14 protein-coding genes are annotated in these 16,655 nt (G+C 66.4%); 7 read left to right on the top strand and 7 right to left on the bottom strand.

The genetic code is table 11. The features are described from left to right. Nucleotides 1-205: 205 nt before the first annotated feature. The 3 genes from EB75_RS15235 to EB75_RS15225 form a co-directional block, all read right to left on the bottom strand. Complete coding sequence (locus EB75_RS15235) at nucleotides 206-1,375, bottom strand: tyrosine-type recombinase/integrase (protein WP_073696203.1); 1,170 nt, start codon at nucleotides 1,373-1,375, stop codon at nucleotides 206-208. Nucleotides 1,376-1,815: 440 nt separating this feature from the next. Then, nucleotides 1,816-2,460, bottom strand: a complete 645-nt coding sequence (locus EB75_RS15230) for a DUF1942 domain-containing protein (RefSeq protein ID WP_073696202.1) — start codon at nucleotides 2,458-2,460, stop codon at nucleotides 1,816-1,818. A gap of 172 nt (nucleotides 2,461-2,632) precedes the next feature. Beyond that, a complete protein-coding gene (locus EB75_RS15225; protein ID WP_286150204.1) occupies nucleotides 2,633-4,342 on the bottom strand; it encodes an FAD-binding oxidoreductase in 1,710 nt (569 codons plus the stop codon). 137 nt (nucleotides 4,343-4,479) lie between these two features. On the opposite strand from EB75_RS15225, the gene EB75_RS15220 reads away from it, so the two are divergent. The 3 genes from EB75_RS15220 to EB75_RS15210 all read left to right on the top strand — a co-directional run bounded on the left by EB75_RS15220 (nucleotide 4,480) and on the right by EB75_RS15210 (nucleotide 9,364). Beyond that, entirely contained in the window at nucleotides 4,480-5,613 is a 1,134-nt protein-coding gene (locus EB75_RS15220; protein WP_073696201.1) for a helix-turn-helix transcriptional regulator, read from the top strand. Between the two features lie 143 nt (nucleotides 5,614-5,756). Beyond that, nucleotides 5,757-6,206: a hypothetical protein gene (locus tag EB75_RS15215; protein WP_073696200.1), complete on the top strand. Its 450-nt coding sequence runs from the start codon at nucleotides 5,757-5,759 to the stop codon at nucleotides 6,204-6,206. A 185-nt stretch (nucleotides 6,207-6,391) separates the two neighbouring features. Beyond that, nucleotides 6,392-9,364 carry a PQQ-dependent sugar dehydrogenase gene (locus tag EB75_RS15210; RefSeq protein WP_083612290.1) on the top strand — a complete coding sequence of 991 codons (2,973 nt, stop codon included), beginning with the start codon at nucleotides 6,392-6,394 and terminating at the stop codon, nucleotides 9,362-9,364. A 27-nt stretch (nucleotides 9,365-9,391) separates the two neighbouring features. On the opposite strand, the gene EB75_RS15205 is transcribed toward EB75_RS15210, so the two are convergent. Beyond that, nucleotides 9,392-10,645, bottom strand: a complete 1,254-nt coding sequence (locus tag EB75_RS15205) for an amidohydrolase (protein WP_083612288.1) — start codon at nucleotides 10,643-10,645, stop codon at nucleotides 9,392-9,394. Then, nucleotides 10,642-11,538, bottom strand: coding sequence for an LLM class flavin-dependent oxidoreductase (locus EB75_RS15200; RefSeq protein WP_073696217.1), 897 nt, complete (start codon nucleotides 11,536-11,538; stop codon nucleotides 10,642-10,644). The genes EB75_RS15205 and EB75_RS15200 overlap by 4 nt, the downstream gene beginning before the upstream one ends. Nucleotides 11,539-11,834: 296 nt before the next feature. Between EB75_RS15200 and EB75_RS15195 the strand changes: the two genes are divergently transcribed. The 3 genes from EB75_RS15195 to EB75_RS15185 are packed head-to-tail and all read left to right on the top strand — an operon-like array spanning nucleotide 11,835 to nucleotide 14,576. Continuing rightward, nucleotides 11,835-13,043 (top strand): sensor histidine kinase, encoded by a 1,209-nt coding sequence (locus EB75_RS15195; protein WP_353651652.1) that lies wholly within the window; start codon nucleotides 11,835-11,837, stop codon nucleotides 13,041-13,043. Beyond that, a complete protein-coding gene (locus EB75_RS15190) occupies nucleotides 13,031-13,675 on the top strand; it encodes a response regulator transcription factor (RefSeq protein WP_073696198.1) in 645 nt (214 codons plus the stop codon). Before EB75_RS15195 ends, EB75_RS15190 begins: the two co-directional genes overlap by 13 nt. A gap of 19 nt (nucleotides 13,676-13,694) precedes the next feature. After that, complete coding sequence (locus EB75_RS15185; protein WP_073696197.1) at nucleotides 13,695-14,576, top strand: DUF4097 family beta strand repeat-containing protein; 882 nt, start codon at nucleotides 13,695-13,697, stop codon at nucleotides 14,574-14,576. Here the strand turns inward: EB75_RS15185 and EB75_RS15180 are convergent, their stop codons facing one another. Together EB75_RS15180 and EB75_RS15175 are read right to left on the bottom strand one after the other, a co-directional pair. Then, nucleotides 14,577-15,071, bottom strand: coding sequence for a DUF4232 domain-containing protein (locus tag EB75_RS15180; RefSeq protein WP_142239617.1), 495 nt, complete (start codon nucleotides 15,069-15,071; stop codon nucleotides 14,577-14,579). A 20-nt stretch (nucleotides 15,072-15,091) separates the two neighbouring features. Further along, the gene (locus EB75_RS15175; protein WP_073696195.1) at nucleotides 15,092-16,105 is read right to left on the bottom strand and encodes a nitronate monooxygenase; all 1,014 of its coding nucleotides are present in this window, start codon (nucleotides 16,103-16,105) and stop codon (nucleotides 15,092-15,094) included. A 75-nt stretch (nucleotides 16,106-16,180) separates the two neighbouring features. Between EB75_RS15175 and EB75_RS15170 the strand changes: the two genes are divergently transcribed. Next, complete coding sequence (locus EB75_RS15170; protein WP_073696194.1) at nucleotides 16,181-16,570, top strand: VOC family protein; 390 nt, start codon at nucleotides 16,181-16,183, stop codon at nucleotides 16,568-16,570. Nucleotides 16,571-16,655: the final 85 nt, after the last annotated feature.

Raw genomic sequence — 16,655 nt, 5'->3', positions numbered from 1 at the left:
ACCTTCGACGACCTCACCCCACCAACGGCTTACCGACCCAAGCTCCTAGCCGTGGAATCCGGGTCGCCGTCCATCGGGGACCGCTACCCGGAAACTTCGCGCCACCCGCCACTCTGGGTCATTGCGCTAAGTCACCGGCGACTGTACACGCCCCTAGGCGAGAGTCAAGCAGGGTGCGTCAGAACGAATTGTATTGTGCCGGAAGTTATCCGAGCGACTCGGGTTTGTCGGCCCCGGCCTTGGCCAGTGCCGACAGCCGGTCGGCCAGCGCAGCGGCTCGGCCCTCGGCGGTGTGCTGGTAGCGCATGCTCATGTTCGGCGACGTGTGCCCCAGGCGGTCCATCAGCTCCCGCAACGTCGCGCCGGTCTGCGCGGCCATCACACCGGCAGCATGTCGCAGATCGTGAAAGTGCAAGTTTGGCTTGCCAATTGCCGCCCGTGCTGCGTCCCACGGCACCCGGAACTGCCACTCGCCGGAGTAGCTGCCCGTCGCCGGGTCGATGAACACCAGGGAGCCGGGAGCGGCGGCGGTGTGATTCTCCAGGTGGTCCAGGACGGCCTGCCGGACATGCGGCGGCACCGACACCACCCGGCGGGACTCCCGCGTCTTGGTCGGGCCAACGTCGAACTTGCCGTCTCGATACGTGACGGCCCGCTCAATGCTCACGGTCGAGCCGTCGGCGGCGATATCGGCCCGACGCAGCGCGAAAATCTCCCCCTTACGCAGCCCGCACCACCCGGCCAGCAGAACGGCCAGCCGCAGCGGCTCCGGCATCGCCGCCGCCAGCTCGGTCAGTTGGGCGGCATCGAGCAACACCACCGACCGCTTGGCGTGCTTCACCTGCGCGGCTCCCCGGATACGGCACGGGTTACGTTCGATCAGGTCGTCGGCCAACGCGGTGTTGAACACCCCGTTCAGGACGGCATACGCCTGCGCGTTGCGGGTCTCGTGTGTGTTCCCCAGACCGGCGAACCAGGTCCGCACATCCTCCGGGGTCACCTCGGCCAGTCCCCGATCACCGAGCGCCGGAAGGATGTTGTTGTCCAGGTGTCCCCGGTAGTTGTCGCGGGTCCGGCGGGACAGCTTGGTTTTGTTCTCCAGCCACGTCTTGGCGTAGTCGCGCAGGGTCAGCTTCTCCGCTTCACGGCGGGCGGCCCGCTCGGCAGGTGGCGACCAGGTGCCGGGGTTGCGCCGGTCCAGCTCGATCAAGTCGGCCTCGGCCTGCAACCAATGCACGGCGCTGCCCTTGGTCGGGAACGTCGCCGGAGCCTTGTAGACCGTCCCGTGGTGCAGATAGCTGGCCTGATGCCGTCCTGACGGCAACTGCCGCAGCCGCCCGAACTGCCGCCGCGTCCGCTCACCCTTGACCGCCATTGCATGCCCTCCGCTCCGTGCAACCTCCGTGCAATAGTCACCCTAACGGAACCCCACAGAACCACACAGACCAGAACAACCGTTGCCGCAGCTAGATCACTGTTTCGACGGGTTCGCCGAGGTCACCGGCAAGATTGCACGAGGCCATCCGGCAAATTCGAATCCTGCCGGGGGCACTCTCCAAACTTGCAGGTGCGGTTCAGCACGCCTTTTCGTTCCAGGACTTCCCCAAGCGCCCTGTCGCAGTCTGTGGCCACCAACCTAGACCAGGACGCAGCCGATCATGAACCGACGAGTCGCAGCACCGACAGCCGCCGCGCCGGCGACGTGGGCAAGCGCCCTATCAGGGCCACCTGCCCAGCGGCGTGTGGGACGGCGACAACCCGCCGAATGTCCGTCAGGATTCGTGCGACTTCTGTTGGTAGGCAATCAAAGATCGCTCAGCGGCGGCCGCCGCCTTCGTTGTATCCCGGTGAAGCCACTTCGGCTTCGGTGAGTTCGAAGGGTGGCGGAGCGACGACTTCAGGGGCGAAGAAATTGCCTCCGGTCGGCGTCCCCTCGGCAGGCGGCGTGCTCTCGGCGGCCGGTGCGGTGATGATCTCGCTGGTCCCGACGACGTCTTCGTCGGCGTCGGCAGCAGCTACGACACTCGCGGAAGGGCGAGGCACCCACACCAGAAGGTCCTGGAAGCCGTCGTTGTAGACGACGCTGTTCGGCACGTCGCCGACGACGTCGAAGTACAGCTTGCCGGTCGTCGTCCCTCCGGGAGGTGCCGACGGCACGCCGCCGCCGATGACCCGGTAGTTCGCGCCGCTCTCGGCTCGGGCGTTGAAGAAACCGACGATCGGGTTCGCCCAGCCTCCGACCCCTTCGACCGTCACCGTCGCCGAGTAGAGCCGGCCGTTGTGCGGCACGGGGTCCGAACTCGGCTTGAGGCCCTTGACCGTGTAGCCGATCTCGTTCAGCGTCTCCTGCTGACCGAACGGCTTGATGTTGTTGGCCGCCGAGGCGGGACCCGCCGTCACACCGGCCATGCCCAAAGCGACTGCGACGACGCCGATGGGCGCCACAAATTTGATCTTCACCGTTAGTCCCCTTCGTGCCTCAAGGCAGTGTTCAACGCGGAGGGTACCTCGCGGTCAGCTGTCGCGCGGGGTAACGCTCAAGGGGATGTTCTCCCGGCGGGAATGTCCTGTGATCAGGTCGAACTCGGCCATGGCGCCGACCGGGCGCCATGCGGCGCTCCCCAGGCGCAAATCACCCGATCGGATGTGCCGCCACCCAGAGCCGGTCGGGGTCGTAAACATCGCGCACCCGGGTCAGCCGCTGCCGCGTCGGGACGTCGAACGGGCTCGAATCCTCAACGCCCGTAGGGCGTTCGGCAAAGTTGGGGTAGCACCGTCCCGTCGACCAGGGCCGTAGCGCGTCGACAACAGAACGCGTCTGCACTTCACCGACGCGCTGCAGTTCGGGCGTCGGCGCCTCGGAAAGCGCGAACAACGCGTACTCACCGTCGAGCCTCGCCAAGGCTGCGTCGTGCGGGCGAGCCACTGCACCACCCACGTGTCGAAGCTCGGCGAACAGCAGCGACGTCTCGACACCGGGGCCCGCGGCATCGAGCAATGCGGCCACAGCCGCCTCCGGGAGCCCAATCACCATGCAGTGATCACTGACCCCCGCCGTCGGACCGGGCGGATCCATATGCACCGCAAGTAATCCGGCGGCGGGGATGCGACCGAACGTGTCGAGTTCAGGCTCGAGAGCTCGCAGCGGCGCCAGCAGTTCGGTCGCCCGCTCGTCGCTCTCATGGACAGCACCGTCGATCACGACGAGGCTGCGTCCGCTGAGGAACGGCGGCAGTTCGGGCACGGCGGGGAATCGCATCAGCCGGATGTTCGTGGTGACGGTCTCGGGCACCGACTCGGTCCAGGACACCCACGCGCGCAGGACGTCGGGCGCCTGATCCATGTCCCACAGCAACATTCCGGCGACCACATCTGAAATCGACAGCAGCTCAAGCTCTATCGCGACCACAACCCCGAAATTTCCGCCGCCACCACGCAATGCCCAGAACAGCTCGGTATGGCGTGCTGGTGTCGCCCGGATCAGGTCCCCCGACGCGGTGACGACCTCAATGGCCCGCACGGTGTTCGTCGTGAATCCGTATTCGCGCGCGAAGAACGAAAGTCCGCCGCCGAGCACGTAGCCGGCGACCGCCACGTCCCCCGCGCTGCCGTGCAATGCGGTGAGTTCGTGCGGCGCAGCCGCCTCGACCACGTCACACCAGACAGTCCCGCCGAGCACTCGCGCGGTCCGCGTGGCCGGATCGACGGTGACGCCCGTAAGTTTGTGCATCCGAAGCAGCAGCACCCCGGAGAAGTCGACGTCGGCGAGCGCCGACGCGGCATGTCCGGTGCTCTGCGGGACGATCCGCAGACCAGTCGCCGCCGCCGCGCGGACCACCCGTGCGACGTCTTCGATCGACTCGGGCACCGCAACAGCGGCCGGACGTTGGCTGACTGCGAGATTCCAGGCTCGGCAGGCGTCGGCATATCCGGCATCACCGGGAACCAGCACCGACCGCAACTCACTCAGGGCGTCGACCTCGGCATTGGTGGAATACATTGTGCTTCTTTCCTTTTCGGTAATGATTGAAACGTCGACGTCCGCTTTGAGACGAACGAGCATGCCGGGCTCGACATCAATGCCGTCATCCGGGCCGATGCCGACAGAAGCGCTGGACCGCAGCCGGTCAAGCTCCTCCGCAACGACGTCGACAAGGTCGCCGGCTGCGCTCGGCTCGGCAGTGAGCAGCAGGATCGCCGTGATCGCAGATGCCGGTAGATCGCGATGCGCGAGCGCCGATTCCAGCCGCCTGACCGCCAGACAGGTCTGGGCGATCGGATCGTCGGCGTGCATGAGCCGGCCATGTTCGTCGACCGGCGCCGTTTCGATGGTGATGGTCACGGGACATGAGCGTGGGCCGCCGGCGTGCGGCACACCATCCCAGCGCGGGAGGGACTTCAGCACCCAGAGATCTGGGATCTCCGCCCCCCACAAAGTTGGGATACCGGGCGGGCACACCGCCAGCGATACTGATCCCGATGACTAGCGCATTGACAGAGGAGCGCGTACGCAGCGACCTCGACGTACTGTCCCGCGCGGGGCTGACCGTCGATGACTTCCTGGCCGAAGCGACAGCCGCGGTCAAGCGCGCCGTGCCCTGGATCGCGGCGTGCGTCGGGACCCACGATCCGTCGACCGTGTTGATGACCAGTGGCCGCAAGTACGGAGCGCTGGCCGAACGGGACTCGTGCGATGAACTGTTCGCGCAGATCGAGTACTCGGGCGAGGAGCCAACCGCGTTTCGGGAGCTCGTGCTCGACGAAACGGCATCCATCGGCATGTCGCAGGCGACGGGCGGTGACCTGGAGCGATCTACGCGGATGGAGCGCTTGATCCGCCCGGTATTCGGGTTCGGCGACGAGTCCCGCCTGGTGTTCCGCGACAAGGTCGGCGTGTGGGGCGCGATGGCACTATTCCGCGATCCGGGCGACGCAGCGTTCAGCACCAACGAAATCGACTACCTTGCGACGCTGGCCGATGCGTTCGCCCGTGGCATCCGGTTGGGCACCTTGGCCCGGCTCGCCGGGTCTTCGATTGCCGACATGACCGAAACCGGTCCGGTGGTAATGATTTTCGACGACGCCAACCAGGTTGCGCAGATGAGTATCGGAGCTGAGGAGCGGATCGCCGAGCTCAACACCTCCCCCAACCGGACCGACCCGATGAGCGTCGTCCACGGTCTCGTTGCCGCGGCGCGCCGCATCCCAGGTGCAGCGGGAGCCAAACTGCCGCGGGTGCGCGTCCGCACCGGATCAGGCATGTGGCTCGTACTGCACGCGGCCCCACTGACCGGGCGCGACGGTACGGCTGGGGACGTCGTGGTGACGATCGAAGAGGCACGGCCACCGGAGATCGTCGAACTCGTCGTCGCGGCGTTCGGGCTGACGGCCCGCGAGCGCGACGTGACGCGAATGGTGTTGCAGGGCATCGACACCAAGGAGATTTCGGCGAACCTGCATGTCTCGACCTACACCGTGCAGGATCACCTCAAGTCGGTATTCGACAAGGCGGGTGTGCGGAGTCGGCGCGAGCTGATCTCCCGCGTCTATTTCGACCAATACATCCCTCGGATCGGCTCCGAGATCGGCCCCAGTGGCTGGTTCGTGGGCTGACGCCCGCGGCCACTGTGATGTTGCCGGCCGTCCCGCTGATCAGCTCACGGCCCACCCACCCGCCCGGCAGCCGGGAACCTGGGATTCCGCTGTGAAGCCGGCCGGGATATGAACGATCTGAATTTCAAGATCGGAAGGATGTCATGGGCGCGCAGTTCGGGTGGGGACGCTTCTTGGTGATCGCGCTGCCGGTGTCGATCCTGACGTTCATCCTCGACGTGGTCTTCCACAAGACCGCAGCGCCGGCACTGTTCGGCAGCAGCTACCCGGCACCGGACTATCCGCAGCGCCCACTGGCAGAGATCATGGACCTGTTTCCGTTCCTGGGTTTCACCTACGTCCTACAGCTGACGATGCTGTGCTTCCTGTTCCTGCGGTTGTACCCCGGCCGCGGATTGGGCAAAGCCGCGTGGTGGGGCATCTGGGGCGGCTTGTTCGTCGTCATCCCCAACATGCAGTTCTTCGTCGCCGTCGCGCACACCACGTGGACGATGCTGATCATCCAGATGATCGAAGCCATCGCGCTGTGCGTGCTGGCCGCGTGCCTGTTCGAGATCGCCTACCGGCCGCAGTCGACGAGGGCGAACGACTAGCTTTCCCGAAGCGAACGATGCGGCGCCAGCACTACATCGTTCGGTCGCAGATGCCGACCTTTTCGCAAGTTTTGCGTCAATCCACAGCAATCGGCCAGTTCCGTACCAGCAAGCCGCCATACGGGTGCATAGTGTTCGCCAACAGGTACAGGTCGTCACGTCAGTAACCTCAGGGGGAGGTTGTCATGGTGCCCACAGATCGGACGCAAACAGACACGCTCAGCGGGGGGCCGGTCGCCCCTCCTTCGCCGCTCCTCCCCCCGATCAATACCAAGTACGCCCGCTACATCGGACGAGTCGGCGCTCTGGCCGTGGCCCTCGGCGTCGCGGGTGCTTTCGGCGCCCAACCCGGTATGGCCTGGGCCGACGGGACGTCGACCACATCCAGCAGCACGTCGTCGACCACCGGTGGTGACTCCGGTTCGACGCCGGACCCCAGCGCCAAGGCGCCGACCAAACCGAAACCCCCACGGCGCCAACCCAAGAAGCCCGCACCGGTGATCGTCGACGACTCCACCGGATCCGCCACCGACGACTCGTCGCCCTCCGGCGATTCGTCAACCTCCGGCGAATCGTCGTCGTCCGACGAATCGAGCCCCAAGCCGGCCGCAGCTGCGGCCAAGCCACCGCGCGCCCCGAAGCGGCCCAACAAGACACCCAAATCGGCCACCGCGACGACGCCCAAGCCTGCGGCGCCGGATACCAACGACGACGATCCCGGCCAGCCGTCGCCGGTGGGTACCCAAAACATCACCACCCCAATGAATTTCGCGGGCACCACCGCGACCGCGACGTCGGGGCCGGCAGCGACCTCGGCGGTGCCGCCTGCCCTCGCCGGACCGACCGCGCTGGCGGCGACCCAATCCAACCCGGTTGCCGCCGTCACGCCCAAAGCACCGGCGCTTCCCACTCCGAATCAAGTGGTGAAAACCATCAAAGCCTTTGTGACGCAGTGTGCGTGCACGGTGATCACCGGCACGCTCAAGGCGATGAAGGCGCTCGGGGACATGTTCACATCGGCGCCCTCGGCACCCAACAACGGCGGCGGACAAGCGGTCGGTATGTGGGCCGTGCTCGGCTGGGTCCGCAAGCAGACCGAGTTCGTCGCGACGGCATTCAACCGCTCGCCGATCGGGCATGCGATCAACGGGGTGACCACGCAGATCACCAAGTACATCACCGACATCGGCCTGTCCCCGTTGGGCTATCAGTTCTCGTCGCGGGTCGGCCAATTCCTGGCGCAATGCGAGTCGTCGGCGAAGCTGCCGGCCGACTTGGACCGGACCACCGTCGTCTCGGGCCTGAGTGAACCGACCGACTTCGCGATCCTGGCGGACAAGAACGATCCCACCAAGCCGTACCGGATCCTGATCACCGAAAAAGCCGGTTCCATCAAGGTTTACAACCCGGATACCGAGACCACGACCACCCTGATCACCCTCGGCACGGTGTCGGCCGACGGTGAGCGCGGCCTGGTCGGTATCGAGGTGGACCCGAACTTCTGGTCGTCGGACAAAGTGGGCTACCACACGATCTACGCGTCCTACACCAATGCCGACAACTACGATCAGCTGAGCAGCTTCGTGGTCGACGAGACCGTGGAAAACGTTGCCTCAGAAACGATGCTGCTCAAATCGGACCAGCTGGGTAACAACTTCCACCACGGCGGCGACCTGGCGTTCGACCCCACCGGCACGCACCTGTACTGGGCTGTCGGCGACAACGCCAACTCGGCAAACGCGCAGAGCCTGAGCACCATTCACGGCAAGGTCCTGCGATTGAACCGCGACGGCAGCGCCCCCGCGGACAATCCGTTCGTCGACGTCCCCGGCGCCGTGCCCCAGGTCTACGCCTACGGGTTCCGCAACCCGTTCCGCTTCAACTTCACCGCCGACGGCAAGCTGCTGGTCGGCGACGTCGGCGAAGCCGCCTGGGAAGAGCTCGATGTCGTTACACCAGGCGGTAATTACGGCTGGCCCGGCGAGGAAGGCGCGTGCACGGATTGCACGACCATCAATCCGATCTACCAGTACGCCCACCAGACGCAGTTCCACACCGGATCGATCACCGCCGTGCTGCCGTACTCCGGGACGGCGCTGCCGGCCAAGTACCAGGGCAAGGTCTTCATCGCCGACTACTCGCTGGGCTGGATCAAGGAGCTGACCTTCGATTCGCAGTACACCAGCCTGATCAGTGAGCGGATGCTGGACTCCACCGCCGGCGCGGTCGTGAAACTCAGCCAGGGTCCGGACGGCAACATCTACCAGCTGAACATCTTCCCGGGAACGCTGTCGGTCATCGCTCCCTCGGCTGGTAACCGGGCACCGACCGCGGTGATCCACGCGTCGTCGACCTCGGGCCCCGGAAATTCTCTGACGGTCAACTTCACGGGCAGCCAATCCACCGACCCCGACGGCGACCCCCTGACCTACCACTGGGATTTCGGCAACGGACAAACCTCGAACATCGCCAATCCCACCGCGACGTTCACCAACAGCGGCGCCTACACCGCGTACACGGTGACGCTCACCACCAGCGACGGCGAAAAGTCCAACAAGGCAACGCAGCGCATCGTGGTGGGCAGCACGCCGCCGAGTGCCGTGATCACGGTGAGCAACAACAAGTACAACGCCGGCGACACCATCACGTACAGCGCCGTCGGCACCGACGCCGAGGACGGGACGCTGCCTACCACTGCCTACAGCTGGAAGGTCGAGTTCCATCACGGCGAGCACCTGCATCCGTTCCTCGACAACGGCACGGGGACGGGCGGCGCCATCACCATTCCCCGCACGCCCGACCAGCTTTCCAACACCTGGTACCGCATCATCGTGACGGTCACCGACAGCAGCGGCCTGTCCACCGACGAGTACGTCGATGTCCACCCCAATCTGGTGACCATGACCTATCAGTCCAACCACCCGAACGGGACCTTCACCATCGACGGGGTGCCGCACAAGGGCACCTTCACCGAACAGGGTGTGGTCGGCGTCCAGCATGTCCTGAACGTGGCGTCACCACAGTACTCGGGCACCGACCAACTCGTCTTCGACGGCTGGTCTGACGGTGGCGCACAGAGCCACATGATCGTCACACCCAACGCCGACGGGACCTACACGGTGACGTTCGACGTGGTGCCGCTCAGCGCTGTGGTGTAGCGGCTATCGCTCTGCGCCCCAACAACTTCAGGGCTGGAGCCAGGCCAGCGCGGCCACCACGAGCGCCTCGGTGCCGGTGTCCAGTGTCGGCTGGATCACCGGGCCGAACGTCGGTGAGTGGTTGACCGGGATGTCCTGGCTGATCCGGCCGGCTGCGGCCGCTTTGGTGAACTGGCCGGCATCGATACCACCGAACATCCAGTACGTGTACGGCACGCCCAGGGCCCGCGGAATGTCACTGAAATCCTCACTCGCGGAGGCCTGCGGGATGGCCAGCACGCGGTCGCCGAACTGCTCGACGAACGCGTCATGCACGCGGGCGGTGGCGGCCTCGTCGTTGTCGGTCACCGGAAACTGGTCGTAGAACTCGAATTCCGGCTCTTTCGGAGAATCCGAGGCCTGACATTCGGCGACGACGATGCGCTTGACGGCGGCGATGACCGCAGCCCGCACGGCGTCGTCGTAGGTACGCAGGTTCAGTTCCAGCACCGCGTGGTCACCGATGATGTTGCTCTTGGTACCCGAATTGATGCTGCCGACGGTGAGCACCACGGTCTCGGTCGGCGCGACCTCGCGCGACACGATGGTCTGCAGCCGGATCACGATCATGGCGGCGAGCACGACGGGATCGATGGTGGCGTTCGGCATGGACCCGTGGCCGCCACGCCCGTACACCGTCACGCGGATGCTGTCGGCCGCGGCCATGACCGGCCCACTGCGAGTGCCGACGAATCCGGAGGGCGCCGGAGCGACATGCTGACCCAGCGCCACATCGACCTTGCCGACGATGCCCGCCAACCCATCGGCGACCATGCCGGCGGCACCGCCGCCGACCTCTTCGGCCGGCTGGAACAGCGCAATCGCGGTGCCCTGCCAGTGCTCTCGCCCGTCGGCCAGTAGCGCCGCCGCGCCGAGCAGGCACGTGACGTGGGTGTCGTGGCCGCATGCGTGCATGACGGGCACGTCCTTGCCGGCGGCATCGGTTGCCCGGACCGTGCTGGCGTACGGCAGCCCGGTGGCTTCGGCGACGGGCAGCGCGTCCATGTCGGCGCGCATCAACACCGATGCACCGTCACCGTTGTGCAGAATGCCCACGACGCCGGTGCCGCCGATGCCGTCGGTCACCCGATACCCGAGCTCGGTCAGCTTGTCCGACACCAGTTTTGCGGTGCGGTGCTCCTGATGAGACAGCTCCGGATGCTGATGCAGGTCCCGGTACAGGTCCTCCTGCCACACCCGCACCTCGGGCAGGCCGGCCAGCACATCCGTCGCACGACTCATATCGCTGCCTCTCCGGTGAAGTCCTTTACCACGTCGGCAACCCGACGCAGCTGGTCGATGTCCGAACTGGTCGGAATCAGATGCACCTCGTCGGCGCCGATGTCATCGAATTTCTGCAGCACATCGAGCAATTCGTCCTCGGTGCCCGCCCAGCCGGTGGTCGGCGCCATGGCGTCGACGTATTCCTCCGGAATCCAGTTCATGTACCGGCGCAGGTGCCGGTGCACCTGGGCACGCGCGTTGCCATTCTCACCGAGGGCGAACCAGAACGACGTGGCCAAGTGCGGCTTGGGTTTTCCCGCCTCGGCCCACGCCTCGCGGGCGACGTCGAACAGTTCGCTCTCGCGCTCCACGTTGAGGTCCAGGGTGGTGCCCGCCATGCCGTCGGCCCAATGGGCCGCGCTGCGTATGGTTTTCGGTCCGATGGTGCCGACCAGCAGTCGCGGGCCACCGGGCTGCACGGGCTCCGGACCAACCGGCAACACGGATTCGGTCAGCTTCTCCCCCGCCCAGACACGCTTCATCAGGGCGACGCGCTCGGCCATGCCGCGCATCGTCTGCGTCGTGGTGTCGGCGCCGACGGCGTTGTAGTCCTCATGCCGGCCGCCGACACCGAGCCCGACCGTCAACCGACCGCCGCTGAGCATGTCACCCGTGGCAAGCGCTTTCGCGAGCATCACCGGATCGTGCAGCTGCGGGACGATCACCGTGGTGACCAGGCGCACCCGATCGGTCCAGGCGGCCAAGGCACCGAGGAGGGTCAGTGAATCGGGATTGTCGAAGGCGATGCGCTCGCCCCAACACAGGGACGAGAAGGGCCCGCCATCGATCACGCGGGCCCACGCGGTGAGCGTGGCCGCATCGAGGTTGGGCTCCATCACTGGCATCGTCATCCCGATCTGCACACCGCCGATTCTGGCACGCGCGTCCAGCGTGAAGTCCGTGTTGGCGAACCGGTGGGGGTTAACCCCCAGTTCAGTCGCGGGAAAACGCCGTGTTGTCGGCATCGGCCGGTGCCTAAGTTGGAGGCATGGTTGTAACAGGTACAGGCGCCGGGTCGGCCGAGCCGACAAATCAGACAACGGTGGCCGAGCCGACAAATCAGACGACAGTGGCCGAGCCGGCAGTTCCGACAACGGCTCCGGCAGTGCGCCGCGCACCTGATCTCGGCGTCGTCCCCACGGCCTCCATGATCGTCGGCGCCATGGCGGGCATGGTCTGGTTCTGGATCCCTCTGTCTCTGCTCGTCCTGGCCCTCAGCTCGATCCCGTCAGTGATCGGGACCGTGCTGGGCGGGGTGGTGTTCGTCTACGCCGTCCGCGCCACCGACCGGGTGGAACGGCTGCGCAGCGAAGCGGTGTTCGGCTTCGGCATCGCCGTCCCGTTCCGAAAACTGACGCCCTACAGCGGATTCCACGGGTGGGCCCACCAGCTGTGGCTGGACGTCAGCAGCGGCCGGTTCTGGAAAGTGTTGGCCCACAGCTATCTCCGCATGGTCTTCGACATCCTCGCTGTCGGGTTGGCGTTCACGCTCCTCGCCTTCGCGTTGATCGGGCCTGCCGCCGCCACCGCGATCCACAACAGCGACCCCGCCGCCGGGTTGAGCTTCATCTCACCGCCACTGTCCTGGCTGTTGGCCGTCATCGCGCTGGCCGCCGCCGCGGCGATCCTGGTGTTCGGTCCCAAGGTGGACGCCGTCATCGACCGCTGGCTGCTTCCGGTTTCTCCCGCCGAAGCGCTGCAGCACGAGGTCACCGCTCTGCACCAGGCCCGCCGCGGCGCGGTGTCCTCGGCGTCCACCGAGCGCCACCGCATCGAACGCGACCTGCATGACAGCGTCCAGCCCCGGCTTGTGTCGCTGGCCATGACCATCGGGCTGGCCCAGACCAAGCTCGACACGGACCTCCCCGAGGCCCGCAAACTGATCGCCGAAGCGCACGACGACGCCAAGGCCGCACTCCTCGAACTGCGAAATGTGGTGCGTGGCATTGCGCCGACGATCCTGGCCGACCGCGGTCTGGACGCGGCACTGTCGGCCGTGGTGCAGCGCACCGAAACCGCCGGTGTTCCGGTGACGCTGGAACTGCAACTGCCGAAACGCTTTTCCGATGAGGTCGAGTCATGCGCGTACTTCGTCGTCGCGGAGTCGTTGACCAATATCGCCAAGCATGCCAAGGCCACGCACGCCGTGGTGTCGGTGCGCTACCACGAGCCCACCGACCAGTTGCACATCTCGGTGTTCGACGACGGTATCGGCGGCGCTCAGTCGAACGGTGACGACACCACCGGCTTGCGCGGGCTGGGCGAACGGGTGCGCGCGGCGCGAGGCACTTTCGCGGTCTCCAGTCCCGAAACCGGAACGACGACCGTGACGGCGGTGCTGCCATGCGCATTGTGATTGCCGAGGATTCAGCCCTGCTGCGTGCGGGAATCGAGCGCATCCTGATCGACGCCGGCCACGACGTACCCGCCGGGGTGCCCGACGCCACGGAGCTGCTGCGTGCGGTCAACGAGCACCAGCCCGACCTCGTCATCGTCGACGTCCGGATGCCGCCGACCTTCACCGACGAGGGCATCCGCGCGGCAGCCCTGCTCCGCAGCCAGAACCCCGAATCACCGGTGCTGGTGCTCTCGCACTACGTAGAAGAACGGTATGCCGCCGAACTGATCGCCTCTGACACAAGGGGTTTCGGCTATCTGCTCAAGGACCGCGTAGCTGATGTCCCGGCGTTCCTGGATGCCGTCAACACCGTGGGCACCGGTGGCACCGTCCTGGACCCCGAAGTGGTGTCACAGATCCTGGTGCGCTCGCACCGGCGTTCCACCCTCGCCGTCCTCACGCCACGCGAGCAGGAGGTGATGCAGCTGATGGCGGAAGGCAAGACCAACTCGGCCATCGCCGCCCTGCTGCACATCTCGGTCGGCTCCGCGGAAAAGCACATCGCCTCGATCTTCACCAAGCTCGACCTCACCCCCGACGACAGCGAGAACCGCCGCGTCCTCGCGGTCCTGCGCTACCTCGAATCCTGAATACAGAAAAGGACTTTCCATGACCTCGCAGCTGGATACCGAACCGTTGGACGCACCGTCCGGCCCACCCCCACTCTCGCCGGGCGGCCGGTCCGCGATCCGGACGATGCTGGTACTCGCCGCCGTGGTGGTGACGGCGTCGGCCGCCTTGGGTCTCGGCGGATTGGCCTGGGGCCTCAGTTCGGTGCGCGTCGCCGCCGACACCGAGACGCTCCCCACCGACCTGCAGTCGTTGACCATCGACACCGGCGATACACCGGCCGCCGTCCGCATCGTCAGCGACCGCAACGTCCGCGAACCGCGGGTCCGCATGCGCCTGCTCAACACCGCGAAGAACGACGAGCAGGCGCTGAAGGTCACCCGCAACGGCAGTTCAGTCGGGCTGACCGTAGCCGGCGGGACCTCCCCGTTGTTCAGCTTCGGTCCGCCCGGAGAGATCACCGTGACCCTGCCGCCTGATGTCGCACACCGACTTTCAGTCACCGCCAACCAGCAGGTCGGTGTGCTGCTGACGCAGACCAACCTGGATCAACTGACCGTGCACAACACCGACGGCGCGGTCGTGCTCGGCGGCAACGCCCGCCGGGTCGAACTCCACACCCAGAGCGCCGACGTGCAGACCCGCGACCCGATCGTCGTCACCGACGCCTTCATCGCCACGTCTGCCGATGGCCACATCGGTGTGGACTTCAAGGAGGTCGCCCCGCGCACCATCGACGTCACCAGTCAGGACTCGGACGTCGACATCACCGTGCCGTCCGGTGGGCCGTACCTGGTTCGGGCGCAGGCCGGCGATGACGCGAGGGTGCGCGTTCCGCAGACCGATGACGCGTCTCGCGCGGTAGCCCAGATCACCGCCAGCGCCCCCAACGGCAGCGTCGCCGTCACGACACGTCGATAGTCAGGCACCGGTGAACGGACCGACCCGCAACGTCGGGTACGCCGTACTCGCACACGCGGTGTCGGCGTGCCCGATGATGATGGGATCGGTCTCCCCCGGCAGGTTGACCTGTAAACCACTGACGGGCACCGCATCACAGTCCGCCGGGAAGTTACCCGCGTTGACGATGCCGAGGTTCGCCGAGGTGGCCTGGCCGGGTTCGATCACCACGATGCCGATGATGTCCGCATCGTGACTGGCGGCCACGCCGACCAGGTGATTGTCCGAGCCCGCGATGAAGGACACCGCCGGATAGCCCGACATGCTGCACGGGGCGTTACCGGAGTTCTTCAGGATCACCGGATAGAACGTGGTCCCTGCGGCGCCATCGGGCGGGCCGAGGCTGGGCGTCAATTGGGCACTGGCACAACGCGGTACCTGAACCGGGTCAGCATGGGCGACGGCGATCGGCCAGGAGCAGGCCACCATCAACGGGATCGCGAAGACAGTTCGCACACCGACTCCTTTCACAGTGCTCACCCGAGCCCGGCCATGATGTCGGCAACCGACCCCGTCCGGATTTTCCGGAATCCGGTGCCCGCCCACACATTCGTCCCATCCGAATCGCCGGCGGCGACGGCCGCCTTTCGTACCGGGCTGGTCAGGTAGTGCACCTCCGGGTACCCCAACGGTGCCTGGGCCTCGTGCTCGTCGATGAACCGGTTGCGCAGCCCTCGCGCATAGCGCCCCGAGAATGCTTTGGTGACAACAGTTTCGGTGAAACGCGGGTCGACCAGCGCGGCCCGGTGCACAGCACTCGAGCCGGATTCGTCAGCAAGCAGAAATGCGGTGCCGAGTTGCGCGGCCACCGCACCGGCCGCGGTCACCGCGGCGACGTCGTCGGCCGTCATCAGACCACCGGCCGCAACGACCGGTAGCTCCGTCGCGGCGAGCACCTCGACCAACAGCTCCGTGAGGGGCTGTGTGCCGGGCGCGGCCAAGGGGTCATAGGTGCCGCGGTGGCCACCCGCTCCGGGCCCCTGGACGGCGAGGGCATCGATACCGAACGCGACGGCCAACCGGGCTTCGGCGACGGTGGTGACCGTCGCAACGGTGGTGATGCCGGCCTGACGCAGCCGCGCGCACTCGTCGGCGGTGGGTCCACCGAAGGTGAACGACACGACCTCCGGTCGCAGCTCGGCGACGACGTCGAGCTTGGCCGCCCAGTCGTCGTCGTTGAACTTCGGGTCGCCGAGCGCTGCCCCGTATCGGGTCACTTCACCGGCGAGTTCGGCTGTGTAGCGCTCGATTTCGCCAGGCTGGGCGGTACTGGGCTGGGAGGCAAAGAGATTCACGCCCAGCGGTCCGGTGGTCAGCGCGCGCGTGGCGGCGATGCGGTCGGCCAGCGCACCTGCCGTGAGGTACCCGGCGGCGACGAAGCCCAGACCGCCGGCATTCGAACCGGCAGCGGCCAACTCGGGTGTCGTCGGACCGCCGGCCATGGGCGCGACGATCACCGGAACTGCCAGCTCACGCAGGTCGAACGCCATAGGTCAATGATGACAGGCCCGGGCTGTACGCCGCGGCAGTGACGCGGCGTACACGGACGGGTACAACGGAGGGATATGGCCATCACCTTCAACCACACCATCGTCCACTCGACCGACCGCTCGGCCGCGGCGACCTTCTTCACCGAGCTGTTCGGCTTACCTGCCGCCCAAGAAGCCGGACCGTTCCTCGCCGTCGAACTGAACCACGGCGTCAGCCTGGATTTCGCGCAGATGCCCGACGGCACCGCCGTCCTTCCCCAGCACTACGCGTTTCTGGTGTCCGAGGACGAATTCACCGCGATCTACGGCCGGATGGTCGAACGCGGACTGCAACATTGGGCCGACCCGCGTGGACAGCATCCTGGCGAGATCAACCACAACGACGGTGGCCGGGGCGTCTACTTCCAGGACCCCAGCGGACATTACCTGGAGATCATCACCCAGCCGTACGGATCCGGCGGCTGAGCACCCGGTCTGCCAACACCTCGACGCCCTCTCCCCGCAATCGAGGCAACGCTTTCGGTCGGTTGCCCAACACTGAGATCAATTC

The sequence above is a fragment of the Mycobacterium sp. ST-F2 genome, assembly GCF_001905655.1.
In the GTDB taxonomy this organism is placed as follows: Bacteria; Actinomycetota; Actinomycetes; order Mycobacteriales; family Mycobacteriaceae; genus Mycobacterium.
This window is presented reverse-complemented; position numbering and strand designations above follow the sequence as displayed.

What these genes read in the sequence shown, in the direction of transcription:
- EB75_RS15215 (WP_073696200.1), top strand. Translation starts at nt 5,757, where the DNA reads ATGGGCGCGCAGTTCGGGTGGGGACGCTTCTTGGTGATCGCGCTGCCG.
- EB75_RS15235 (WP_073696203.1), bottom strand. Translation starts at nt 1,375, where the DNA reads ATGGCGGTCAAGGGTGAGCGGACGCGGCGGCAGTTCGGGCGGCTGCGG.
- EB75_RS15190 (WP_073696198.1), top strand. Translation starts at nt 13,031, where the DNA reads ATGCGCATTGTGATTGCCGAGGATTCAGCCCTGCTGCGTGCGGGAATC.
- EB75_RS15195 (WP_353651652.1), top strand. Translation starts at nt 11,835, where the DNA reads ATGATCGTCGGCGCCATGGCGGGCATGGTCTGGTTCTGGATCCCTCTG.
- EB75_RS15220 (WP_073696201.1), top strand. Translation starts at nt 4,480, where the DNA reads ATGACTAGCGCATTGACAGAGGAGCGCGTACGCAGCGACCTCGACGTA.
- EB75_RS15210 (WP_083612290.1), top strand. Translation starts at nt 6,392, where the DNA reads ATGGTGCCCACAGATCGGACGCAAACAGACACGCTCAGCGGGGGGCCG.
- EB75_RS15170 (WP_073696194.1), top strand. Translation starts at nt 16,181, where the DNA reads ATGGCCATCACCTTCAACCACACCATCGTCCACTCGACCGACCGCTCG.
- EB75_RS15175 (WP_073696195.1), bottom strand. Translation starts at nt 16,105, where the DNA reads ATGGCGTTCGACCTGCGTGAGCTGGCAGTTCCGGTGATCGTCGCGCCC.
- EB75_RS15185 (WP_073696197.1), top strand. Translation starts at nt 13,695, where the DNA reads ATGACCTCGCAGCTGGATACCGAACCGTTGGACGCACCGTCCGGCCCA.
- EB75_RS15205 (WP_083612288.1), bottom strand. Translation starts at nt 10,645, where the DNA reads ATGAGTCGTGCGACGGATGTGCTGGCCGGCCTGCCCGAGGTGCGGGTG.
- EB75_RS15200 (WP_073696217.1), bottom strand. Translation starts at nt 11,538, where the DNA reads ATGACGATGCCAGTGATGGAGCCCAACCTCGATGCGGCCACGCTCACC.